This is a genomic window from Dictyobacter kobayashii, from assembly GCF_003967555.1.
In the GTDB taxonomy this organism is placed as follows: domain Bacteria; phylum Chloroflexota; class Ktedonobacteria; order Ktedonobacterales; family Ktedonobacteraceae; genus Dictyobacter; species Dictyobacter kobayashii.
In genome coordinates this window covers 1,390,765-1,414,684 of record NZ_BIFS01000001.1, presented here as the reverse complement: position 1 = coordinate 1,414,684, position 23,920 = coordinate 1,390,765, and the positions used below count along the sequence as shown (strand labels likewise).

Annotated in this window: 23 protein-coding genes; 13 read left to right on the top strand and 10 right to left on the bottom strand. The window is 52.1% G+C overall.

Translation table 11 applies throughout. The features are described from left to right. The first annotated feature begins 3 nt into the window (after nt 1-3). The 3 genes from EL645_RS06315 (at nt 4) to EL645_RS06305 (ending at nt 4,014) form a co-directional block, all read left to right on the top strand. Entirely contained in the window at nt 4-1,698 is a 1,695-nt protein-coding gene (locus EL645_RS06315; RefSeq protein WP_126549235.1) for a DUF3987 domain-containing protein, read from the top strand. A gap of 142 nt (nt 1,699-1,840) precedes the next feature. Then, on the top strand, nt 1,841-3,574 hold the full coding sequence (locus tag EL645_RS06310; protein WP_126549234.1) for a DNA primase: 1,734 nt from the start codon (nt 1,841-1,843) through the stop codon (nt 3,572-3,574). Nucleotides 3,575-3,768: 194 nt separating this feature from the next. Continuing rightward, nucleotides 3,769-4,014 (top strand): hypothetical protein, encoded by a 246-nt coding sequence (locus tag EL645_RS06305; RefSeq protein WP_126549233.1) that lies wholly within the window; start codon nt 3,769-3,771, stop codon nt 4,012-4,014. A gap of 85 nt (nt 4,015-4,099) precedes the next feature. On the opposite strand, the gene EL645_RS06300 is transcribed toward EL645_RS06305, so the two are convergent. Beyond that, nucleotides 4,100-4,405, bottom strand: a complete 306-nt coding sequence (locus EL645_RS06300) for a hypothetical protein (protein WP_126549232.1) — start codon at nt 4,403-4,405, stop codon at nt 4,100-4,102. A gap of 459 nt (nt 4,406-4,864) precedes the next feature. Between EL645_RS06300 and EL645_RS06295 the strand changes: the two genes are divergently transcribed. The 3 genes from EL645_RS06295 (at nt 4,865) to EL645_RS06285 (ending at nt 6,776) form a co-directional block, all read left to right on the top strand. Beyond that, the gene (locus tag EL645_RS06295; RefSeq protein WP_126549231.1) at nt 4,865-5,608 is read left to right on the top strand and encodes a hypothetical protein; all 744 of its coding nucleotides are present in this window, start codon (nt 4,865-4,867) and stop codon (nt 5,606-5,608) included. A gap of 106 nt (nt 5,609-5,714) precedes the next feature. Then, nucleotides 5,715-6,470, top strand: coding sequence for a PD-(D/E)XK nuclease family protein (locus EL645_RS06290; RefSeq protein WP_126549230.1), 756 nt, complete (start codon nt 5,715-5,717; stop codon nt 6,468-6,470). A 30-nt stretch (nt 6,471-6,500) separates the two neighbouring features. After that, nucleotides 6,501-6,776, top strand: a complete 276-nt coding sequence (locus EL645_RS06285; RefSeq protein WP_126549229.1) for a MerR family transcriptional regulator — start codon at nt 6,501-6,503, stop codon at nt 6,774-6,776. A gap of 92 nt (nt 6,777-6,868) precedes the next feature. On the opposite strand, the gene EL645_RS06280 is transcribed toward EL645_RS06285, so the two are convergent. Both EL645_RS06280 and EL645_RS06275 read right to left on the bottom strand, forming a co-directional pair. Beyond that, nucleotides 6,869-7,555 carry a hypothetical protein gene (locus tag EL645_RS06280; RefSeq protein WP_126549228.1) on the bottom strand — a complete coding sequence of 229 codons (687 nt, stop codon included), beginning with the start codon at nt 7,553-7,555 and terminating at the stop codon, nt 6,869-6,871. A gap of 72 nt (nt 7,556-7,627) precedes the next feature. Beyond that, a complete protein-coding gene (locus EL645_RS06275) occupies nt 7,628-8,149 on the bottom strand; it encodes a hypothetical protein (protein WP_126549227.1) in 522 nt (173 codons plus the stop codon). 148 nt (nt 8,150-8,297) lie between these two features. Between EL645_RS06275 and EL645_RS06270 the strand changes: the two genes are divergently transcribed. Further along, the gene (locus tag EL645_RS06270; protein ID WP_126549226.1) at nt 8,298-8,621 is read left to right on the top strand and encodes a hypothetical protein; all 324 of its coding nucleotides are present in this window, start codon (nt 8,298-8,300) and stop codon (nt 8,619-8,621) included. A gap of 195 nt (nt 8,622-8,816) precedes the next feature. Here the strand turns inward: EL645_RS06270 and EL645_RS06265 are convergent, their stop codons facing one another. The 3 genes from EL645_RS06265 to EL645_RS06255 form a co-directional block, all read right to left on the bottom strand. Further along, nucleotides 8,817-9,623, bottom strand: a complete 807-nt coding sequence (locus EL645_RS06265; protein WP_126549225.1) for a hypothetical protein — start codon at nt 9,621-9,623, stop codon at nt 8,817-8,819. Between the two features lie 752 nt (nt 9,624-10,375). Continuing rightward, on the bottom strand, nt 10,376-10,666 hold the full coding sequence (locus EL645_RS06260) for a hypothetical protein (protein WP_126549224.1): 291 nt from the start codon (nt 10,664-10,666) through the stop codon (nt 10,376-10,378). Nucleotides 10,667-10,712: 46 nt separating this feature from the next. Next, complete coding sequence (locus tag EL645_RS06255) at nt 10,713-10,985, bottom strand: hypothetical protein (protein WP_126549223.1); 273 nt, start codon at nt 10,983-10,985, stop codon at nt 10,713-10,715. A 216-nt stretch (nt 10,986-11,201) separates the two neighbouring features. Here EL645_RS06255 and EL645_RS06250 point away from each other — a divergent pair, with 216 nt between their 5' ends. The 6 genes from EL645_RS06250 (at nt 11,202) to EL645_RS06230 (ending at nt 19,016) form a co-directional block, all read left to right on the top strand. Continuing rightward, the gene (locus EL645_RS06250; protein ID WP_126549222.1) at nt 11,202-11,426 is read left to right on the top strand and encodes a hypothetical protein; all 225 of its coding nucleotides are present in this window, start codon (nt 11,202-11,204) and stop codon (nt 11,424-11,426) included. A 649-nt stretch (nt 11,427-12,075) separates the two neighbouring features. Then, entirely contained in the window at nt 12,076-13,866 is a 1,791-nt protein-coding gene (locus EL645_RS06245; RefSeq protein WP_126549221.1) for a PLL family lectin, read from the top strand. Nucleotides 13,867-14,297: 431 nt separating this feature from the next. Continuing rightward, entirely contained in the window at nt 14,298-14,792 is a 495-nt protein-coding gene (locus EL645_RS06240) for a hypothetical protein (protein WP_126549220.1), read from the top strand. Nucleotides 14,793-15,535: 743 nt separating this feature from the next. Continuing rightward, nucleotides 15,536-16,693: an AAA family ATPase gene (locus tag EL645_RS06235; protein WP_126549219.1), complete on the top strand. Its 1,158-nt coding sequence runs from the start codon at nt 15,536-15,538 to the stop codon at nt 16,691-16,693. Beyond that, nucleotides 16,690-16,962: a hypothetical protein gene (locus EL645_RS39125; RefSeq protein ID WP_161977169.1), complete on the top strand. Its 273-nt coding sequence runs from the start codon at nt 16,690-16,692 to the stop codon at nt 16,960-16,962. Before EL645_RS06235 ends, EL645_RS39125 begins: the two co-directional genes overlap by 4 nt. 413 nt (nt 16,963-17,375) lie before the next feature. Next, complete coding sequence (locus tag EL645_RS06230; protein WP_161977168.1) at nt 17,376-19,016, top strand: ATP-binding protein; 1,641 nt, start codon at nt 17,376-17,378, stop codon at nt 19,014-19,016. 33 nt (nt 19,017-19,049) lie between these two features. Here EL645_RS06230 and EL645_RS06225 read toward each other — a convergent pair whose 3' ends face one another. From EL645_RS06225 to EL645_RS06210, 4 genes are all read right to left on the bottom strand, one after another. Then, nucleotides 19,050-20,402, bottom strand: a complete 1,353-nt coding sequence (locus EL645_RS06225; protein ID WP_136625176.1) for a tyrosine-type recombinase/integrase — start codon at nt 20,400-20,402, stop codon at nt 19,050-19,052. Nucleotides 20,403-20,531: 129 nt separating this feature from the next. Further along, nucleotides 20,532-21,500, bottom strand: coding sequence for a tyrosine-type recombinase/integrase (locus tag EL645_RS06220; protein WP_126549216.1), 969 nt, complete (start codon nt 21,498-21,500; stop codon nt 20,532-20,534). A gap of 12 nt (nt 21,501-21,512) precedes the next feature. Further along, a complete protein-coding gene (locus EL645_RS06215; protein WP_136625175.1) occupies nt 21,513-23,429 on the bottom strand; it encodes a hypothetical protein in 1,917 nt (638 codons plus the stop codon). Between the two features lie 198 nt (nt 23,430-23,627). Continuing rightward, entirely contained in the window at nt 23,628-23,903 is a 276-nt protein-coding gene (locus EL645_RS06210; RefSeq protein ID WP_126549214.1) for a hypothetical protein, read from the bottom strand. Between the last annotated feature and the right edge of the window lie 17 nt (nt 23,904-23,920).

Sequence of the window (23,920 nt, the reverse complement as noted above, 5' to 3'; positions counted from 1 at the left end):
GTGATGGTGGGTGAGTCGATAGATGGGCATGTGCAGAGACAGCGATCCCTTGCTCGGGCGTATATCCAGCAGTTGCGGGCCGGGCAGAGGCCGGAGGGGCGTCCTGAGCTGGGTGAATGGGAGGCGGTGGTGCAGAATATTGAGCGTGCATATGAGAAGTCGCATAGAGATCCCGGTGGGTTGGAACTGGTGATTGATGCGTTGATGAGCCAGAATCAGGCACTGGCCGAACTATTAGCACCGCCGCCCCCGAGTCTGGATGATGTGGTGCGAGCTGAGCGCTCCCAGGCGGGATATCCGGAGTTGCCGGAGGATGTGTGTCTGCCGGCGGAAATGGGTCAGCAGGCGTGCCGATTTCTGGAGGTGTATGAGCGCTTTAGTCGGGCGGCCTCGCCGGAAGGCTATGATGACTTTCACGTCTTTTGTGGGGTGTGGTTGCTTTCGGTGGTGGCGGCCAGGCGCGTTTATTTGCCGTTGAATATGAAACGGATCTATACCAATGTGATGATTGCGCTGTGTGCACGCACGTCGCTGTTCGCTAAATCGAGTACCGCCCTGGTGGCGAAGGATGTGTTGTATGCGGCGGGCCTGGGGTATCTGCTGGGGCCCGATCGGGCTTCGCCTGCCAAGCTGATGAGTGATATGGCCGGCAATACGCTACCGGCGAACTATGCGGAGCTGCCGGTGGAGAAGCAAGAGCGCATCCGGATGCGATTGGCGATGGCCGGACAACGTGGCCTCTTCTTCGATGAGTTTGGGAAGTTTGTCCAGGGCATGCTTAAGAAGGGGAGCACGACCTCTGATTTTTCCGAGCTGTTTCTGACGTTGGATGCCTGTCCAGCTGAATATGAGAATAGCACGATTGCCCGTGGCGGCGAGCCGATACAGAAACCGTATCTGCCGCTGCTGGGCTCGATGACGCCGGCGAACCTGAAGGAGAATGCTCGCTCGGGCGCTGATTTCTGGACCGATGGTTTCTGGGCCCGCTTTAGCTTTATTGCGGCGCCGGCGGACCAGTATAAGGATCAGCCGCTGGATGCACGAGAATTGCAGATCCCGACCGAGCTGGTTGCTACGCTGCGCAATTGGCACTGGCGCCTGGGTATTCCAGATTGCCAGATTGAGCCGGTGCGCGAGGAGGTCGCGGGCAAAGGGGCAGCTCGCTATCGGATTGTGCATAGCGAGCTGCCCGAGACGGCCTGTACGATTACGCGCGATGCGTATGATGCCTGGAGATGCTATCGCTCGGCCCTCAAACGGATGCTGGTCGATTTTCCGCATGAGGATTTTCATGGTAGCTATATACGGTTGCCGGAAACGGCTATGCGGATGGCGATCCTGATGGCGAGCCTGGAGAACCAGAATCATATTGATATGCGGCATTGGGCTAAAGCTCAGGAGCTGGCGGAGCTGCTGCGTAAAAATCTACATGAGTTGTATCGGCAGGTGAATTGCAGTCAGTCGCTATCGGATGTGGCTAGAGCTGAGGATGAGATTATTCGGAAGTTGGGCTATCTGGCGGATAAGGGGGTTGCCAGTATTACGGTGGCACAGCTGAAGAGTAGCTATTTGAAGGCATATAGCTTGAAGGATTTGCGGGAGATCATGGATAGTATGGTGCGGGCGGGGGTGCTGAGGAAGGAGGTGACGCCGCATGCGTTGAGCGGGAAATATAGTTTGGTGACGCTGGTGGTTTGAGGTGAGGGAGGAAGCGGGGGCAAGCCCCGCACGTACAATTCGTGTTATGGATGCGTTTTCGGGAAGGGAGGGATGAAGCGGGGACAAGCCCCGCACGTACAATTCGTGTTATGGATGCGTTTTCGGGAGGGGAGGGGTTGGGATGCCGACGGTTTCGCGGCGGTATGATATTAAGAGTTTGGTTGAGCGGTATGCGGGGATTGTGGTGGTGGGGGAGGCGGTGGTGCATGGGGTTAGGGAGTTTCATTCGAATTGTCCGTGGTGTGGGGGGGTGGATCGGTTTGTGACGAGGCCGGGGACGGGGCAGTATACCTGTGCGGTACGTTCGAAGGGGTGTGGGCGCCATGGGGATGGGATTGATTTTTTGATGGAGTATGCGTTGCTGTCACGGCGGGAGGCGATGGAGGAGTTGGGGTTGCTGGATGTCTCTTTTGAGGCTGAGAAGTTGCTGGTGGTGGGGATGGATGCGAAGGAGTTTCCACCACATGCGAAGTGGCAGGAGTCGGGTTGGCTGATGGTGGAGTATGCGGAGAAGGCGCTGTGGGAGACGGTCGATGGGTGGGCGATGCTGGCTTATTTGCGCGGGCGGGGGCTGAAGGATGAGATTATCAGGCGGAAGCGCTTTGGCTATGTGCCGCTGGGGAAGGATGGGCGCTGGTATCTGGGACGGTTTGAGGATTGGGGGTTAGATCCGGAGCAGTTGCTGCCGGCACAGCGGGAGAAGCAGGGGGTGCGCATTCCGCCGGGTATCTTGATGCCCTGGTATGAGGGCGACCTGCTGTGGCGGTTGGCTTTGAAGCGACCACAGATGCCAAAGGGGCAGGATTATGGGCAGGTGGTTGGGAGTGGGGAGGGTATGTTTAATATCGACCAGGTCCAGTGCGGGCAGCCGGTGATGATGGTTGAGGCAGAGCTGTGCGCCTGTAGCGTGGAGCAGGAGGCGGGCGACCTGGTGGCGTGCGTGGCTACGGGATCGACTACCAGGGGGAGGTTGGGACGGTGGATCGCTGACCTGGCACTGACTTCGGTCGTTTTGCAGGCATTTGATGAAGATCCTGGTGGGGATGAAGGGGCCGACTACTGGCTCAGGACGTTGAAGCAGAGTATACGGTGGAGCCCCTTGATTGCGAAAGATCCGAATGAACTGCTACAGCGGCAGAATGATCCTGGGGCGTTGTGTACATTGCGCCAATGGGTGGAGGGGGGATTAGTATCTGGCGCGCCTGCAGGTTTTGGGGCCATAGCGCCGCCAGAGGTGGTTGAACTGACTGGTGGGGCAGCCGAGAGCCCAGAAGGTGAAGAGGCGGTTGAACTGACTGGTGGGGCAGCCGAGAGCCCAGAGGGTGAAGAGGCGGTTACTGCGAGCCGGCAGGAACGAGAGGTGGAGCTATACCTGTTTGCCGATACCGTGGCACGGATCGTCGATGTGCTGGGCGGGCCAGAAAAGGTCAGGGTAGCCCGGCAGGAGCCTCTTACTCATACGGTAGATAGGTTTTATCAACCAGTCACGTTGCCAGAGCTACCACGAACACATTGTCCACACATTGTCTTACAAAATCGGCGCGTATCTGAGCGCTGCTCGCGACCAGTGGCGCGGCCGTGTCCAGGTATCCCGTTGGAGTGTGGCTGGTGCGAGGAGCACCTGGCATCGCATGAGGTATTGTGCCTGCTGGCGCAATTGGGTTATCCTCGGTTGGAACTGGGGTCACGAGGGATTGAGGCAGGGGTCGCAAATGCCGAATGGTATGCCTGCCTTTCTTCAGCTGACCATACGAAAGAAGATATTGCACGCATCCGGGTCCGTTTTGATGGCGCGCTCCAGGCAATGGCGACCGGTATGCCGCCACCTGGTAACACAGGGCACTCGCTTCCCTGAACTGATATTTGACACCTTTTCCGGTTGGATCTTGCTATGCCCTTGCGAGGAGAATGCGGATATGCGGCAAAGCACACTATTATTGTCAAAGAAAAGGAATTCGCGTATAGTTAGCAAATGTTGTGCTATATGTTGGTTACTTTGGCAAGGTTGTAACATAGTATGAAAGCAAAAATGGGAAGGGAAGGGCAGTCATGGGAGAGCAAGAGCGCATCCAGCCCACACGCGCCATCAAAGGGGTCGAATATTACAATGTGGGGACGGCAGCCCAGTATGTAGGGTTGAGTATCACCGGCTTTCGCAATAAGGTTGATAATTACAACAAGACGCACCAGGACGACAAGATCCAAAAGTGGTCGTTTCCCGGCTCGCGTGAGCGCCTGATTAAACGCTCTGATCTGGACAAATTGATCGAGCTCCATCCGGTCGACGAGTGGTAGTGATTGGTAGAGGGCGGCAAGCGAAACGAAGGAAACTCACCTTTTAGAGAAGAGAGAGCCTCCTTTGTTTTTGCGCTGACGCTGACTAATGAGTTTCCCGCAAGATTTCCTGGACTTCAGGCTGGTTTAAGAGTGTCTGCAGACAGGTTGTTTCTTGCTGGGACAAAGTAATCTGCTGGAGCTGTTCATCATGTGGCGAATAGACGGCAATGCTGAAACGAGGAGGATGGGTGGCATCGCCATGGAGCACTGCCAGTTCAACCTTGTGATGATTGGCTCGGGTGATTGCATAGGTGAATTCAGTCTCATTGATATGATGGTTGAAAGCAGGTACATACTGCGAGGATGCAGGATCAGGATGGTTGCTCTGGGGGCCATTCAAAGTGTCCATTTAAGATCTAACTTTCTAACTCTCTATAGATTTTTTCATCACAGGTAGAGAGTGCAGTTATTTTACTTGACGATGATAACACTTGCAATAGTATAGATGGGATTTTTTGGCTATTTATTTGGGTAAAAATAGCTTTTGCTTATGGATTATATGGGAGCGTCAATATCCTTTAGCATGCAATGGGGATGACATGAAGTGTGTGAGTTAGATATTTTAATATTTTGTTTATTTCAGGTATTTGATTTGAATGGGCGATGTTACGTGACTGTCTGGTGCATCTCGAAAGGATGCGTTTTATCTGGCCAGTAGTCTGCATACGTCGGTATGTGTATTGATGTATTGACTGTCTTGACGGCATGTTGCAAGGATGGTATAATCCTCTATAACCCGTAGAAAATGACAGGCTTCTTCTGCCTGATTCGTCTGATGAAGTGTTGTGTGGAAAGTGAGTTGTGTTTCATGACGACTACCGTAAATCCCCTTGAGTTGATTGATGCCGAGCTATCAAAAGCAAGTGCCCCGAGAGTCAGTAAACGTCCCGTGTTTTTGTTTTTCAAAGAGAATCATAAGGCGCTGATCAGGCCGCTGGCGACTCTGCAACAATGCCTGGTGTTTCAGAAGCATAACAGGTTTGATCAGGAGCCCGAACGGCGTGTGAATGCTATTTGTGCTGCTGAAGTTGGCGCGGCCTGCGTGCATTGTGCTGCCATGGCGCAGGAGAAGAAGCTAGCGCCGAGCATGTATTTTTATCTGCCCATCTATGTCTATGGTGTGGTTGATCAGAAGACGGGAGAGAAGGTCTGCTATAAAGAGAAAAATGAGGTTGGTGAAGAAGTTGAGAAGCCCCTGCAGGGGGTACGAGTGCTGGAACTGACCTCCTTTGGCACAATTGGCGCGGTTCTTAAGTTCTTTCGCGAGTTTATGAAGGATGGCGAGAATGCGGCCATCACCGAGCACGATTTCTCGATTACGCAGCTGGGCACTGGCCAGGGGAAGACCTTTGTGGTCATGCCAAAGATCGCCAGGCCGCTGGATTCCAAGATCCAGCAGATGACACCAACGGCTGAACGCCTGCGCGAGCGCCTGCTGGAGGCACTGCCACCGGCGGTCGCCGAGGGCATCCCCCTTGCAAGGGATAAGGGTGGGGAACAGGCCACACAAGCCAAGCAGGGCGCGGGCGATGGTTCGATCCCTGAGTTTTAAGGGGGCAGGCAAGAGGTGAGGCTGGGAAATGTAGCTGAACTGCATTTCCCGATTTTTTGAGCGGTGTAGCCTGGCGGTTGCAGTTCAGGAAGGGGGAAAGAAGGGTATGAAGCAAGAATTAAATATGCGCGCCACAGCCCAGCTGTTTAAGCTGGATCTACAAGAGATGTTTGAGCAATGGGAGCACGAAAAACCTTTGCGCGTGGGACTGCCGCATGCTTCGGCGATGCTGGCAGCTGACGGGGACTTTTGCCTACGGCAACTTGTGTTGCTGGCTGTAGAGCCACAGGCGGCTAGCAGGCCAGCACTGCAGAACTGGGAGTACCATACCAACGCGATTTATCATAATGGCTGGCGGCTGCATGAGAAATATCAGAGGCTACTAGAACGCTATGGGAAGGTCGTCTATTATCGGGGCGATTTAAAGTATCCTGAGCTAGACCTGACCCATTATGATGAGCCACACCACCTGTATTTTTCGCCTGATGCCGTCATTGAGCATTGTGGGGAACACATGGTCGTCGAAATCAAAGGGTACAAGCAAGAAGTCTTTGATAAGCTGGATGAACAGGGAGCCCCCCCAGGGGCGGCGCATCGCCAGTTGAACCTCTACCTCTACCTGCTCCATTTACAGCATGGATTGATACTTGTCGAAAATAAGAATACTCAGCGCTGCAAGGTCTGGTGCGTGACCTATGACCATGAGATGGTGCAGCCACAATTGGAGCGCATTTTTCATTTTCGCACGGCCCTGCATGCTGTTCGACGCAAGCGCGAATTGCCTGAGAGGCAGTGCGCGACCCATCAATGCAGTCGCGCGCAGCGATGTCCGGTGCGGAATGCCTGCTTTACACGTACTTGATGAAAGGGGTAGGGGGAGGGAGGGAAAGGGATGCAGCAGAAATGGTATCGCGTTGGGGAGCTGTGCACGCTGTTTGCGATCCATCCGGCGACGCTGCGGCGCTGGCGGGCGCAGCTGGGGATGGTGCCGCAGGTGAATCCGGCCGATCGGACCCAGGTCTTTTATACCGAAGAGCAAGTGATGGCTCTGGCGATTGCGCATCATCGCGTGGCTGTGTTGACGCAGATACAGGCAGGGAGGGTGGAGGCGCTGGAGGTGAGGGTGGCGGCACTGGAGGCGAGACTTGGATGCGATATAGTTCAGTAGCGAAGGCAGCGTTTAAAAGGTAGCTTATCCGTAGAGGTTAAGCACCTGATTATAAATAAACAGGTGCTTAAGAAGTTAAGAAGAGCGCGCGGTTATTTATTGTTTTTGTTGCGGTGGTACTCGGTGGTGAGTGCCTGGATGCGTTCTTTGGCTTCGTCGTTGGTGAGCTGGGCAATGTTGGTTGGGATGCTTTTTTGCAGGTATTGATAGAGTTTACGGATACTGGCTATTTGTTGTGCTGTGGCCTTTGGTGTTGATGCTGGCTGGTGAGCGGGATTGTTGGCCCCGTTAGGGGGCGCGGTATGCTCTGCGGGCGGGTTTGATGCTGGCTGGGTGGTGGGTGGGTGATCGCGATAGAGTGGGCTATCGACGATGCGCTCGCCTTCGAAGAATTCCTGGTCGGTGAACTGGGTGCCATAGCCTAAGGCGGCCAGGGCGCGGCCGAGGGCCTTGGTTTCGGCTTTCTCACAGAAGTCTTTCCAGTCTTCGCGGGTCTCGCTGCCGTGCAGGCGGGCGTTGCCGCCGTCTTCACGCTGGACGAAGGCCTGGAAAAAAGCGATACCTTCGTGGAAATCGATGTTCAGGGCCTGGCAATCGACGACACCAGTTGGGTTTTCCAGGCGGAACCAGTAGATGCGCCATGCCACGGGTAAGTACTCGGCCTCGATCGTAATCCAGCTCTCTTTTCCCTGGGCATCTTTCTGCTTCTGGCGGCGCTTGAAAATCATCAGGTGATCGCGGGGATCAAACTTTTTGCTGTGGGTGGGTGTGGTTGTCATCTCTTCCATCATCCTCATCTGAGTGGGGCTTGCTGGCTGGCAAGCCCCACACTCCTTCCTCTTTACTATTGTTTATGCCGACTTGTGTTTTTTTACACAGCTGATGTAGCTATTTACATAACCGGCTATGAATAATTTGATGTAGGCGTTGCGATCATCGGTCAAGCGATGGTAAGGGCTGATCGAGGGCACATTCAGCTCTTCATCCAGGACATAGCCGATGGCACCTTTGGTGAGTAGGGCACGATCGGTGCAACCATCGCGCAGCAGGGCCTCATGGGTGCAGGCCACGTTTGACGCGTGGTTGACGATAGCCGTGGGCTTGCGAATGGGATACTCAATCAAGGCAGATTTGTGGTAGATCACCATTGTCTCGCGATCTTCTTCCTCCGCAACTTTGACCAGTACAGCAGTTTTGGGCAGACGGTTCCAGTGGACCTGGATCGGGCGCTGCCAGATCTCATCATCTGGCGTATGTTGCGCGATAACCTCTTCCAGCGTGAAATACTGGCGCTGGTAATCAGGATGACCAAAACTCACGATGTAGCTATCTGGAGCAAGCGACGTAACAAACTCCTTGACAGTTGTATACATAAGATTTACTCTCCTTTTGTATAAGTGGGGTCGGGTCTCGAATTTCCTTTCCCTATATATTATGACGTTTCATGGGTCAAATAGTAACGAGGAATTGTTACTATTTAGGCCTCGAAACGTCTTTTTTTGATAGGTGAGGAGAATAAGCATGAGCGAAGAAAAGAGATTTTTTATTGATGGTGAATGGTGGGTGACGTATGATGTGGCGTGCGCGCTACTGGAAAAGAATAGCGGCCGGCCTGTCACTACCAAACAGCTCACCAATTTCGTGCGACGCGACAAGTTGCGTCGCAAACCTCTGGGGCGGCAGAATCTGTACGCCGAGCTGGATCTGCAGGGGTTGAAAGTGAAGGAGACCAGCGGGCGATATCCAGGGGTGTATAAGCCGGATGACCAGGTCTCGGCATCGACGTTGCGTGTGCGCGCAATGCGTGAACGACGCCGCCAGGCTGAAGGGAAGCAAGACGAGTAGGTTATCTGGGTAGCAGTCGGGCGCGGTCCCTGTGTAATTGATAGCTGTGGATGGTGGGCCCCCTGCAGGATAAAATCCCCTGTGTAAATATCCAATAATGTGGTGCTGTACCTATGCTTGTGTAGTAAGCGAGCGTGTGAGGGGCACAAAAATGACCTGGATAAGTTCCAGGTCGTTGAGTTTTTTGGGGTGTAGTTATGCGTGTTGTAAAGATTTCTTTTGGTCGATGTAGGCGTTAATGGCGAGCATATGCTTGCAGTCCTTGCCAGCTTCGGCAACGGTGCAGGTGCAGCTGATGGCGAAGCCCGGGCCACACAACACTTTGAAGCCGTCGATGAGGCAGGCGACACATTTGCCCTGGGCGTTGGTTTCTTCAATGATGGTGTGCTGCTGGATGGTCGCCGTTGGATATGCCTGCGGAGTTGTGAGGGTTGAAGATGCCAGATGAATAGTCAGGGTGTGCTCCTGGTGGTGTGTTAATGCTTCGAGACGCTGGGAAATGGTGTTGAACAGGGTGGTGTTTGTTTCTTGCGCTGCAGTGAGCTGCTGCTGCAAGGTGACCACCTGGTTCAGGAGCATATTGAGCTGGTAAGAATGTTCTTCCTGGATGGTAGTGATTTTCTGGTTCAGGGAGTGGATGATGGCATCTTGCTCTGCAATGAGGTTGTGTTGGGTCTGGTGGAGTGTGCGCGCATGTTGAGGATCAATATGGTTTTGTTCTGTGAGGGGAGTGGTTGCTACCACCTGATTAACGATCTCGGTGGCCTCCTGCTGGACCTTTTGTTGCGCGTGCTTCTGCGCAATGATCCAGGTCTTGAGGAGCGTAGTGTGTTTACAATGGTTGTTTTTGTTGACGATTGTGTCGGGGCAATCGCAATTCCAGGCCTGGGTGGTGTGATCGAAGCGCAGGTTGTAGATTTTGTCCTTGCGGCGGAATGAGGCCACCTGATAGTGGTCAGAAGCGATACGTTGGGGCATAATAATTGTCGTTGTATTGTGCATGATGTATACTCTTTCTATCGCGTTTAAGGCGATTTAAGGACTGTTCGGCATTTGTGGTGCCGGCAGTCTATTTTTTATGCTTCTACATATTAGAACGTATATTCTATTTGATAGTAACGCAAATATGGTTAAAATATATTAATTATTTTATTGCATCTTTGATTCACTTTTTTTTCCACAGGCTGCGCGGCTGGCTGGTCGACAATGTTGTAAGGTGGCTAGTCGGGCTGGCTGGCGGGTTGAATGCTGTAAAACGAGGCTTGCAGCATGCTATGGCTGGCTGTTTGTGGATGAGAAGGTAAGCAACATTCTGCCAAGGCGGCTGGTGGGCTGAGAGGCAAGCCCCCTGCTGGCACTTGTCCTGAGCTTCCAGCGTGCCTTAACGCAGCTGGGCTGTGAGCAAAAAATCGGGCGTAGCGAACCCTTGATGACGCGCATTATACTGTGCGGCCAGAAGCGAGGGGGGGAAGACCATATCTGCCGTTTACCCGCCCCTCGCTTCCGCCTTTCTGCGAATGCGCGTTGTCAAGGGCCGTTTTTTTGCGGGGCTGGCTATTGAGTGAAAGGTTGCCGGGTTGTTGGGCCTTAATGGGAGATGTTTTGTAGTGGAGGCACAATGGTCTGGCTGGATGTGTTTGCTTTGTGCGGTAGCTTTCGGGGTGGGGGTAGCAAAAATGGAATGGAATTAAGGGGGTCATGTAGAGTTTGTGGTTGTTTAACTGATAAATTGTTGGCGTGAGTGGTAATGCGTATCAAGGAAGGTTGGGTGTGGGATCGGAGGGGTCAGGCTCGCCGCGCATCTGGCGGGTGAGGGTGGCGATGAGGAGGTTGGTGCCGTTGTCGGTGGTGGTGGTGGTGGTGAGTTGCTGGTTGAGGACGAGCAGGCGCTGGATGTGGCCGAGCATTTTCAGGCTGAGGTTGATGCACTCTTTGGAGTTGAGGTCGTCGAGGTTAGCGCTGCTGAGGAGCTCGGTGGCCTGACGCTCCAGGCGAGTGATCCAGGAGGCGATATCGGTGAGTTGTTTGGGTGGTGAATGATCCATGGGGCTGATCCTTTGGTGTGAGGTGTGGGATGGTGGTGGTCTGGGCTTAGGGGTGATTGCTGGTTGAGGTAAGGGGATGCTGGAGGTAGAAACTGGCGGCGGTGTAGGAGGTACCCAGCAGGTTGTTGATGGTGGTGGCAATGTTGGCCAGGGTTTGCGTGGAGGAACGATCGATGCGGAGCCAGGTATCACCTTCCGGGAGGACTCCCTGGGCTGGAAGCTGATGGATGGCACGGGTACGCGGGTTGAGGTAGCTGCCGCTGGGGACGATTTTATGGTGGGTAAAGCGATCAAAGGCCAGTTCTAAGTACTCAAGCATGACGGATGGTGTTTCCTTTCTATTGGCTGTGATGATGTGCAGGCACCAGGAGTAGAGATGCTGGGATTGCGTGGTGCCTGCAAGAGGATAATTTAGGCGCGCAACGGATGCTCATTTTGCGCGTTGTGGTTTTGGATATTAGTGAACGGCTGCTGGTAAGGGCAGCTATTTTTTCGTTTTGGGTTTGGTCGGGTTGACGCCAGGCCGGGCAAACTGGTGAAGCTGGGCGTCCGGGTGGATTGGTTGGTGCGTGTGAATGTCAAGCTGGATAGGCTGGTGGGCTGCTCCGCCAAGGCCGAGGCTATGACACGTATGGCAGATGCGCAGCTTGTTGCCGGTAGGCTGGCCGGAGATATCCTTCTCGTCGACGACGTAGATGGGTCCGGTGGAATGGGTGCAGAAAGCACAGGCGTGCATGATATATATGACCTTTCATTGTAGTGTTAAGCATAAGAAGATTGTAAGAAGGGGTAAGGAAGATTGATACGCCTGGGAAAGAGGGTTGGGTCAGGCAATGAGGTATCAATCTTCGTGAGGTAAGAAGCAAGCTGCCTGTAGGGCTTGCCGAGGAATCGATGGAAGGATACCGTATTGTGCGGAAGTACGATGCACTACTGGTAGTACAGGCTTTCTACCTCGTTGCCTATTATATTACAAAAGTAATTAATTGTCTAGTTAATTAATTACTTTTGGCAATAGATGGCACTGAGCCTCGACGTGACCCCAAGAGGTATAGTGCTGAGCTGAGAAACTCTTCCCTACTCCAGTCGCCACAGTTTTGACTGAAGGTTTCGCCACCTGCAATCCACCGGAAGGATGATGTCCTGCAATGCCTCAGTCATGGGTCATCCAAAGGGTTGAAAAATATTTCCCGCTCTTATTTTGTTGACATAGCGATCGTTGCGGATGTTTCTGTAAGCATGATATCCGTCTCAAGTATAACGCAGAACAGCGAGAAATATTTATTTCCCGCTCTTTGTGGTAGTATCATTACATAGTTTGCTTGTTCTAGCTTAGCCATTTGATGGTCTGGTATATACGTCCACTATTCGTTGCAACTTTTCGCCTATATTATGAAAAGAGAATGGCGATGACTAAAGCACATGGAATTGTCCCTATTTTTACTCCTGAGCAACTTGCTGGTATCGCGGCTTTTGCACCTCATGGACATGTTACATATCAAGGTGGACACCTGCTCACAGCAGTTGAGGTTTTTCCCATCTTCTGGGGATCTGCTTGGCCAACGTATACTGATATGACATTAAACATCAACCAGTTTTTTAACTATATTCTAACCAGCCCATTGATGGATCTCCTGAGTGAGTACAGTGTTCCTGGTCAGATTATTGGTCGAGGGAGGCTCAAAGGATCGGTGATAATCAGAACACCAGAACCAGGTCATCCGACTGGGAGCGGCAGAGAGATCAATGATTCAGAAATCCAACAAGCACTCCGAACATGGATCGCGAATGGGACTATCCCGCAACCCAACGGGAACACGCTCTACTTTGTCTACTTGGATTCTGGAGTTACTTCGGTATTTGAAGGGATTCGTTCCTGTCAACTACCCAACGGCTTTTGCGGCTATCACTCTAATACCGATAATAACATTTTTTATGGTGTTATACCATCTATCCAATGCAAAGGTTGTACAAAGGATACATTGCTGACGCTGCAAGCATATACGAAGATCAGTAGCCATGAGTTGTGCGAGGCGATCACGGATCCAATTGTTTCGCAAGGCTGGTGCGACTTGACCGTTGCCAAGGAAGAAATCGGCGATTTTTGTAATACAGACTTTCAGCATATGGCCGGTTGCACAATTCAGTCAGTGTGGTCGAATCGTGCTAATGCTTGTCTTATTCGTCGCCCTCCCCCTGTTGGCAGTTTGTTCTATGCGTTCCAGACTACCCCAAACAATGGCTTTGGCGACTGGTCGATGCTGGGTGATGCTGTAGGGTTGGGGCAGATCGCAGCGATCAGCACTTACAATAGTAGCATTGAGATCTTCGCGCTAGATACTAATGTTGGCCAGGCTCTGACTATCTTCCAGAATGCTCCCAACGGTGATTTTGAAGGGTGGGTATCTATTGCTTATATGGATCGCCTAGGTCAAATTGCGGTGGGCAAAAACGCTGATGGTTGCCTTGAAGTCTTCGCAATCGACAACACATTCGGTTCTGTCTCGCATACGGTCCAACCCACCCCGAGCAGTTTTTTCGGCGACTGGCGGACACTAGTCGATGCTATTGGGGGCCCTGGTCAAGGACTGGGACAAATTGCAGTGATTAGCCCCTACAGTGGTGGGCTCCAGATTTTCGCGGTTGATACTTTCGGACAGGCCTGGACTAGCTGGAAAACCGGCCCCACGAGTGACTACCAGTACTGGCTGGGTCTCGGTGCTCCTTCCCCAGGGTTATGTGAGATCGCGGTGGCCAGGAATAGCGATGACAGGCTGGAGGTCTTCGCAATCGATGCCGATGCTGGCAACCTCTGGCATACAGCCCAATTCAACAGGGATAGTGGTTTCCCTCCTTGGACACCACTGGTATCTCAAGAAGATGTTGGGGGGCTGAGGCAGATTGCAGTAATCAACACTTACAGTGGTGGACTCCAGATTTTCGCGGTCGATACCGTCGGACAGGCCTGGACTATCTGGAAGACCAGCTCCACGAGTGATTACCAGTATTGGCTGGGTCTCGGTGCTCCCCCTGCGGGGCTAGACCAGATTGCGGTAGGCAAAAACGCCGATGGTCGTCTTGAAGTCTTCGCGGTCGATAGAGGAAAAGATGGCTTTGTCTGGCATACAGCCCAACCTACCACAAGCAGTGGTTTCCCCGCCTGGTCGTCGGTGGGTGATCTTGGGGACTGGGTCAGATAACAGTAGGCTCCAATGCTGATGGCCGGCTTGGGATCTTTGCAGTACTACGGGAAATGGTATAACAAGGCTATCCCACCAGGAGGTATTTGAGGGTAAGCTTGAGCTATGGTATTAAATCCAACCTCTTAGTGGTAGGGTGAGAGAAGAGACATGGAAAGATGACAACACTGATACACAGTATGAGATTACCAAAGCCATCCAGCAAGCCAAACAATCTGCTCCCAACAAAGAAAGTATGCTGGATCACCTCACGAAAGCCAAATCCTTGATTAAAGGCGCCACAGCAGCAAGGGAAACGTGAGCGTGATAGCATGATTTCGTTAGTCCAGAAAAAGATAATTCGGGCATTAGTAATAAAAAGATCAAATTATTATGACTAATGCATAGAAGTGGAAAACCAACAATATTACGTTGGAGAAAAGGAGGCTATTGTGACAACACTCAATGGCGGAAGCGGTTTAAATGGTTCAAAGTATAATACAACTTACACTGACGATATTACTATCACTGGCGATATCGATGGAAGCAGCAGGGTATCGTTGGTTAGTACTACGGGAACAATAGTTGTCGAGGGTAAAATCGATGGAAGCAGTATGGTGACGTTGGTTAGTAACATGGGATCAGTACTTCTCTTTGACAAGATTGATGGAAGTAGTGATGTTACCTTGATTGCAGAAAACGGCAAGGTTGCTATCGGTCCTGAGATAACTTTTGGTGGCCATAATGACGACATTGGAAAGATTGATGGAAGTAGCCAGGTTTATGTGCGAGCGACAGAATATATCTTTACAAATGGGAGGATCGATGGCTCTTCTAATGTCATCTTCAAAGGTGGGGAGGTATCGATATTGGAGGCAGGATTGATGGTGGAGCAATTGCTCGATTACAAACAGATTCTGGCCTCATTCACATTCACGATAAAATAGATCATGGAAGTACATATGTTGCATATTCGCCGGAAAACAGCCTCCAAGTAGATAAGGGCCATAAAAGTGGTGAGCTTGTATATGCTCCCTTGTAGTTGTATAAACTTTAAATGGTACAAGATATCGGACCAGAATATTGGCAAAAATAGCTCATATCCTGGTCCAACTTCGAGTTCGGGAAGTTCGTTCAAGCATTCAGTTTACAGAAAACGGTGCCTGGATGGCTCCAAATTGACAATTCTTAGGCACTGGAAATCGCTTCCAGAGGGATTCCTCAGAGAGTCGATAGTTGTGCTGCTCGCTTTTCGTGCCGAAACCTGCTCGCTTTTGGGAACTGGCCCAATCTTGGTGAAAACACATCAGTAGTGGCTGTTTTCCCCTTCTTTACATGTTCAGTTGCTCCTTCTTATGGCATCCCGCTTATGTCATCCCGCCCAAAGTGTACGAAAACCCCGCCAGAAAACATCCAAACTAACACTTATCTGTGATTGCACCAGGCTTTTTGTAAGCTTGTAACAGTTCTTTTGTTCATCCTTTCACCTGGATAAGCCTGGTGTTTCGTGTTGCTTTTCATTCTCCTCAGGCTTCAATGAAATGTAGCGGGCATTTAGATTGGAGCTATTTTTGGATTTTTTTCCTGCTCTGTTAATAACATCAAGGCATTTTTAGGGAGCATATTCTGACTTTTTGCAGAAGAGAGGGTATAATAGGAAGGAATTGAGAAAGAGGAGCGTGGTACGCGTATGCAGCCGCAACAGCAGGCAAAGCAGGGATCGCATAAAGCCGGGAGCGGTAGAATGTCACTTGTTGCTCGTATTTGTTTATTTGTAGTGCTATTGCTGGCGATCCTGATTACGGGGCTGCTGGCGATTTTTACGGGGGCGGCCTCACCTTCTACTCTGGCGAGTGGTTGTTTGACGCTGGTGGTGGCGATTGTAGCGATTATTCAAATTTATCCGATTCTTTTTCCGGGCCAGCCTGCAGCCGGACAGTCGGCTGCGGTGACTGCGCCGGTGTCGCCACAGCATGGGCCACAAGGGAAGGTGGGACGGCCCATTTTTTTCTTTAATCTGCCGCTGAGCGATCCTGGTGAGTTTTATGGTCGGGTGGCGGCACGAACCACGTTGATGGCGCGCCTGGCGAATGGAGGCTCGAGCTCGATTGTGGGAGAGCGCCGGATAGGCAAAACCTGGCTGTTGGAATATGTACAGCTGGTGGCACCCATGCAGAGTTCGCCTGGCCTGAATTATCGCGTTGGGCGTGTGAGTGCGGCGCATCCACAGAGCAAGAGTCAGGCGAGTTTTGTACAGCACGTGCTGGCAGAACTGAGGGTGCCATCGACACAGGCTACGGTGGCGCCGATGGTGCAACTGGCCCAGAGTATCCATGCTTTGAAAGAGTTGGGGATATGGCCTGTACTATGCATTGATGAATTTGAAGGCTTCAATGATAGGCACGAGTTCAATCACGACTTCTTTGATGGGCTGCGAGCTCTGGCCCAGGATGATGGGTTGGTGCTGATCACGACCAGCAAGCGTCCACTTAAAGAGATTATTGAGGGACTGACGGGTCAGACCAGCCCGCTTTTCAATATTGTGCAGCAGATTACGCTGAAACCCTTTACGGAGCAGGAGGCAGAGGAGTTTGTGGAGGGGAAGAGTGAGCAGGCAGGCTTTGTAGGGAAAGAGCAAGGCGCTTTTTTGCAATGGAGTGCCCTGTATAAGGCGAATGGTGAGCGCTACTGGCCTCCGCTGCGCCTGCAGTTGGTGGGACGGATGCTATTGGAGGATAAGCAGGGACTGGCGGTGGGCGATAGTCGGGTAGAGGATCAGCAGTATAAGAATGAGTTTATGCGCAAGTTGGATGAGGAATATCAGGCTGTGATGAGGAGTGGACAATGACTGAGCAGCAACCAAAGAAAGTTGGAGCCTGGCATCTAATATTCTATGCGTTTTTTCAGCCGACTTATGTGGCCAGAGAACTTCAACCTGCAACTTATAGGCCACGTTTGAAAATGGTATGGGGTATATCTTTTTCCATCTTTTTTGCCACATACCTTACCTCATTTTTGATCAGTTTAATATTGACACTTTTTCATGTATATCAATATGAAATGAATATAATTTTTTTTGTACCTCCGTTTCAATGGGTAGTGATAGGGGAGCAATAGGGATGGTGACAGGTACAATAAGAAGTGTGGGTTTAGGTATAAGGCTAGGAATAGTATTAGGAATAACATTTAGTATAGGCTTAGGAATAATACAAGGAGTGATTTTTTTTGTTTTATTTGGAACAGCAATAATATTAGAGGGAAGATCTAGAGATGTAATATTCATTATAAGCTTTATCAGCGTGTTGGCTACTGCAATCAGTGTATTAGGAAATATTGTATTAATTGAACAAGTTGGAATAGTATTAACTATATCGGATAATATAGAAGGAGGAATTGCATTCGGATTAGCAGGTATTATTGGAATATATAGATTACCATTTTATCTAATGAGTGGGACATCAGTGCTGCATGTATATATTAAAGGGCGAAAGCAGCCGTCAGAATCCCTATTTTTATTAAGACGTTCGGCATTGCACTGGGATGAGCGTGTCTATGTGCCGTTGCCGTTTTTGAAGAGGGCGTTATTGCTGGCATATAGCGAGCAGCCACAGGAAACGTTGGAGGAGATCGCTTTTATCGCGGCTGAGCGGCCACTGCAGTTGCGTGCGGCCCGCAACGCGGCATTGGAGATCGCGATCCAGGACATGGAAGGAAGGCTGGCTATTACACAGATCGCGGGTGCGGCGCATCGGCTGAATGAGATATTGCCGCCAGAGACGAAATTGAGTGATCCACGCTGGGGGAGTGCGCTGGGCAAGTTGGGGAATGCCAGTCGTGAAGCTATGCGTAGCCTGCAGCCGATCGGTCGGCAGGCCAGGCTCAAGGCCATCGACAGAATGGTTGAGGAGCTGCACAAAATCCGCCCAAATTTTGCTTTCCGAGATCAAAGCATTAATGGTCGTGTCAGGCACATTATAGAAGGCTGGGAAGCTGCCGCGCAGGCCGAACGAGAACGGCTCGAACAACTGGGGCAGGATATTGGTCATATTGATAATCCGTATAAGCCAGGGCAGGTGTTAGAGCCGCATGATTCTCTGTTTGTAGGTCGTCGCGACCTGGCCTTGCAACTGGAGTATGCACTGAATAAAGGGAGCAGACGCCCCACGCTCTTGTTGCAGGGTGAGAGGCGTATGGGCAAGACAAGTACCCTGCGCCAGCTAGCTTATGTGTTGGGAGCCAGCTATATACCGGTCATCTACAATCTCCAGAATCCACAGATCTATGCGCGTACCGCTATCTTTTTAGGCACGATCGCCGACGGTATCCATGACGAACTGATCCAAAGGGGTATCAAGATAGAGCGCATGGCTTTTGAACGCATACGCTCATCCGGTGCTATCAACGATCCAATGGCCTATAGTTTCTTTGAACGCTGGCTAAGGAAGGTCGAGAGCCTATTGGAGGAGGGTGATTGCACCTTACTGCTAGCTTTTGATGAATTCGAGAAATTAGATGAGAATGCTCAAAAAGGTGATCTTGACCTGCCACTCTTCCTTGATTGGTGTCGAGGAGTCATTCAATACCGTCCCCGCATCGCCCTATTGTTCAGTGGAGTACACACTTTTGGTGACATGGGAAGAAAGACAGGAATCAACTGGTCCAACTATTTTGTCAATGTCCAGACCCTCAAAGTCAGCTTCCTCAATCCTGATGAGGCACGCCAACTGATTTTGCATCCCAGAACTGATTATCCAGGCGAAAAGATCTTTGGCCTGGCCGCCGAACAGGTTATCCAGCAGACCAATGGCCATCCTTTCCTCGTGCAAGCCCTCTGCTCGCAGCTCATAGACGATCTCAACGTCGACAAAGCGGAACAGGTTGAAAATGGGAGTGTCGCGCGAGCCATTGAGCAGCTTGTCGAAGCCTGGGACGGCTACTTTGACGACCTCTGGAAACGCTGTGATGGTGTCGAGCGGGCCTGTCTGGTGTATCTGTGCGACCAGCAGCAGGCTGTGGATCATGATGATATCGAAGGTGGCATAAAGCGAGAGAAGAAGGATATTGGCAGAGCCCTGCGCATGCTGGTCAGGCGCGACCTGATCGTCATGGAGCTGGGCGCGTATCGGATTGCCGCCCCCATCTTGCGGTTGTGGGTTCAGCATAATGCGTGACGGGCAAGGATGCTGAACCCTTGCAAGGGAGGGTTAGAGGTTATCGAGTACCGATTTCGCGTCGCGGCGCGCCTCACTCTGCTTGAGTGACTTCAAGTATTCTTCGGTCACCTGGATCGAAGAATGGCGCAGCAATCGCGACAGCTTATAGATGTTACCTCCCTGGCGGATAAAGTTGACGGCGAACGTGTGGCGGAACGTGTGTGGGCTGCAGCGAACCCCCTGGATATTGGCGCGCTCACCCAGGCGATCGATGATGCGCCCCAGGCCCGAACGCGTCAGGGGATCGCCACAACGATTCACGAAGAGGACCGCCTGCGCCATGTATTGGCGAGAAACTTGAGCCAGCTCACGAGGAGACACCTGCTGGCGTTTCTGCTCAAGCTCGTGAGAAAGCGTAGGCTCACGGTAGAGACGTATGTACTTATGAATGGCGCGCCGCGACTGCTCACCCAGGCCGACCTCACCCCACTTAGAGCCCTTGCCCAGCACCCGCACATAGGCATCCTTGGGGTCAAGAGAGACATTGCCGATCGTCAGCGTCACCAGCTCGGTCGCCCGCAGACCCGCGTCCAGCAGGACCGAGAGGATCGCCCGATTGCGGATCTGGAGGTGCTCCGAGGTCTCTTTATCACAGGCATCGAAGAGCGCCGTAATCTGCTCAACGGTGAACGTCTCGATGATCGTCTCAATCACCCGCGGCTTCTCGATCCGCTGCACGGCCAGAGGCGTAATGTGGGCACTGTACTCATCGTCGCGCGCACACCAGCTCAGGAAAGACTTGATCACCCGCACATAGCCCGCAAAGGTGTAGGAGGACATCTCCTGGCGGCCCGCCTTCCAGGGCCGGTGGGTCGCGCGAATGTGCTCGACGAACAGATCAATGGTCCGGTCGTTGAGCTGGTGCAGCATCACGGGATGCGGGGAATTGTGGTCGGCGGTGGCGGTCCACTGGCGTCCATGCTGCTCGAGCGTGTGGTGGGTGCACCATTGGCCGAAGACACCGAGCTCGTAGACATACTCTTCACGCGTGCGCGGACTGAGGCGCTTGAGCCTGGGGTCGTGGAGATAGTTGTGGATGGCTTCGGCAACGGGCATGCCGGCGAATTCTTCTTGTCGCTTGATGCGCCTGGGATCCTTTGGCATTGGGTGACCTCCATTATTGGTAATGTATATTAAGAAAAAAGAGAAGCTGGTAGCTGGCGTGGATGTACTGGTAGTGGATTGTGGTCGATCGTAAGAAGATAAGAAACTTATATAAGAGAACATGATAGGCTGCGTAGATGGCTGGAATAGTCGTGGATCGGCCTGGGAGGCTGGTCGAGGTTTCGACACGTCTCCGGAACCGGGTGCGCTGGTTCGATTCCAGTCGGGAACACTCAGCAATACGAAACGGCTCCAGAAGCCAAAATGGCCCAAACGGGAGGAAGTGGAAAACCCCCTGTTTGGGCCCTTTTTTTACCTAGACTTGGTGTCTAGAAGGCACTTTCTAGACACCAAAACATCCCCGTTATGTCAATGAGAATGCTTGTGTTTTTTCTTCCGTAGGAGCTCCATAGCCGACACCGCAGAGAACCTATGCTGCTCTTTTCGGGCCGACCTGGAGTCAAAATCCTTGAGATATTCCTCTGTAATCTCAACGCTACTGTGTCCCATGAGCCGGGAAAATTTATAAATTTCGCCGCCCTGTTCCAGGTAAATTCTAGCAAAAGTGTGCCTGAAGGTATGCGCTGATACTCGAACTCCTGTTATGCCTGCTTTCTTTTTTAGTTCAACTAAAAACTGCTCAATTCCACTACGAGTGAGAGGATTGCCGTGTCTATTCACAAAAACTAGATGTTCAGCATTTTCGGCAGCTTTGCGGTATTGATGTATATACTTCCATAGGAACTTACTCACGCCTGGCGCTACACCAACCTCGCGCTCTTTACGGCCTTTTCCGAATACCCTGATGTGATCTTCATACACATCCTGCAGGCGCAGCCCGCACAACTCAGATACACGGATGCCAGTTTCTAATAGCACGAGGATAATAGTGAAATCGCGAAACCCTAGAGGGGTTGAAGTGTCGCAGGCCCCCAACATGGCCTTGATATGCTCCGCTGAGAACGTCGGAATGATGTAATCGGGGACAGATGGAAGCTTGAGGCGAGATGCAGGATTTTTTTCTAGCAACTCTTCTTCTACGCACCAGGAGCAGAACCCCTTGATGACCTGGACGTATCCCTTTACAGTCAGGGGAGAGACCGGAGACTTCTCATCATTGTCTGTCACCTTCTTTCCTATAGGGGCTTCTTGTACATGCAGCACAAATGAGCGCAGGTGAGTCGTGGTAATTTCATGAAGGCGAATGATCCCTTCTTCCTCGGCCAGCCAGTTTGCGAAGAAGGTAAGCTTCTGCTGATACCATTCTATTGTGCGATTGCTACGGCCACGTGTGCGGCAGTCTATAATGTATCCATTGATGGCTTCTGTAATCTTCATAAGCAGTGCCTCCTATGCGATATCCGAAAAATTATCAGAGTCAGTTTCAGGATTGCCATTTTTTGATCGATGCCCTTTAGTGCGCAATTCATCGAAGACCGTGTTGATCTCGGACCAATCGGAGGGAGCCAGGTCAACGCCGTAGTATTTCCGCTCCTCATCCAGCTGAAGCGCCGTAACAAAGCCATAGGCCATGCGCTTCTTCCAGACCTCCTCACAGTAGACCCGTTCCTTCTTTTTGTCGTAATCCTGCATCTTACGCAGCACCCACAGGGCATCAGAATAGAGGTCAGGTTGCCGGACCCGCTGGCCCGTGATGCTGCTGACTTCGCCGATCTCGTCGGGCGGAGCCAGGGCGACGGCCGACCGAAACGCCCCGGCCAGCAATGCAATGAGACTATCGAGCTTTGCCATGCGCCGATCTCGCTTGACCAGGCTCGTACGCACTTCTTCAAAGGACCTGGGTGAAAGGTGGTCGAGCAGTTCAGCCAGCTGATCGGGAGAAAGTCCGGCCAGGGCAGCGCGGGCCAGATCGCGCAGCACTTCAACCGACACATCGCGCAGGCTCTCTTCCAGGGCTGCATATTGCCGACCCGCCTCAGTCATGCGCAGCTTGCCCGGTAGTTCGAGGACATAGGAGAGGAAGCCCACCGAGAGCAGACAGCGTGACCAGGTCGCAGGACTCTCATCGGAGCGCACCAGCTGGAGCAGGTCTTCATCCGACCAGCAGAATACGTGCTGCAGTTCATCATCAATGCGGATGTATTCGGCCTGTTTGATCACCTGCAGCGGCTTCTCCTGTATGACCTGCCGGATACGGTTTTCCTGTTCGCCAGCAGGATCAGCGGTGCAGGTGTCCTGCTGGACGCTGTAGGCCCGCTGGACCAGTTCCCACACGGGATGTGTCGGTAGCCGGGAAGTGTTCGAGTCGCTGGACTGATCGAGATCCACAAAGCGGAGCCATTCTTCCGTGGCATACTTCCAGAGCGTCTCAAACATCGCGATCACCGAGAACGCCTCATTGAGATCATATTTGTTGAAGAAGGCCCGCTTAAATCGGAACTCCAACCGCCAGATCTCGGAGCGACCATTCCAGCCGTTCGAGAGCCAGATCGGTTCAAACCACTGCTTTTGATGCTTCTTGATCTCTAATGTCTTGTTGTAAATCTGGGCTGAGATGTCCGAGGCATGGGAGTCGAAGTCCAGGGTTGCAATGCGCCGGTGTGTCGTGCGCAGCGCGGGCTGCAGCAACAACTCCTGTTCGAGCGCGTGCTTGTCCTGTTCAATCTGCTGCTGCACTTTGGCATAGCCCAGGTCGGAGAGGCCACCCTCTTGTTCCTCATTGGTTGGTGGGAGCGGCCGGTCACTGATGTTGGTCACACGAGAGACGAACGGGAAGCGGTCAGGATCATGGATGCACAGCGTCGAGAAGTCGAATCCCTGCAGGTCTATGCACAAGTGCACTTCCGAAGCTTGTTGATGGAACAACTCACCGATGAACTCATGCAACATTGCCTCAGCTGCCACGATGGACTGTTCCGGCCCGATCATGTGCAGCAGGTGAGAGGAGAAGCGCGCCTGACAGAACACGTTCCCCTTGAGGGTGCCATAGGACATGTTGATCTTGATATCATCGGAGTAGAGTAGCCAGGACCAGGGGCTTGACCCATGTTCACGCATCATTAGCGTTTGGCTGTAGGTCTGCTCGGCCGCCCAATAGGTGAAGGTCAGCGAGGTCGGTACATGCACGTGTTCTTTGTGGGCAGTCTTCTGCCAGGAGTCCAGCTGGTTTGCGATATGGTCAGGGAGCGGCTGACCATTCGGGCGGCCATCCGATCCGACAAACTTAAAATTCACAAAGAAGGTGTCAGGGCCACGGTTGACCACCTTCAACTCAACCGGAGATATCAGAAGCATCTCATCGTTCATTGCGACACCTCCTGTTCTTCTGTTTCCTCGTCCAGTACCAGCGAGAGCCCATCGGACCATCGGTTGATGATGTCAGCGCCGACGCAAATGTGAGCCGATCCTGGCGCGTTTTGACTCAATGATCCAGGGAGTGTAGCAGGCTTCTCACCTGGTATAAAGGCCGCTGCGCTTTACCTTGACACCAGGTGAGAAGCCTGCTCAGATAAATGAGAAGCCATTGAAACGAAAAAAATAATCATTTCTTTCTTTGTTCAAAAAAGCACGCATTTGAGCTCGACACCGGCTCACATTTGCGTCGGCGCTAATAATGACACCACCAGGCGCGGCCACCGCCACGTAAGAGGCATGTTTCAGGCGACAACGATGCATCAGGTTGAGCGCAGCCAGCAGAGGAGAAGATGCTTCAATCTCATCAGTAATCGGAAACTCAGAGGACGGCCAGAACCGCCAGAGGGCCACATCATAAGTTGTCATCAAATCCCTCCTTGCAC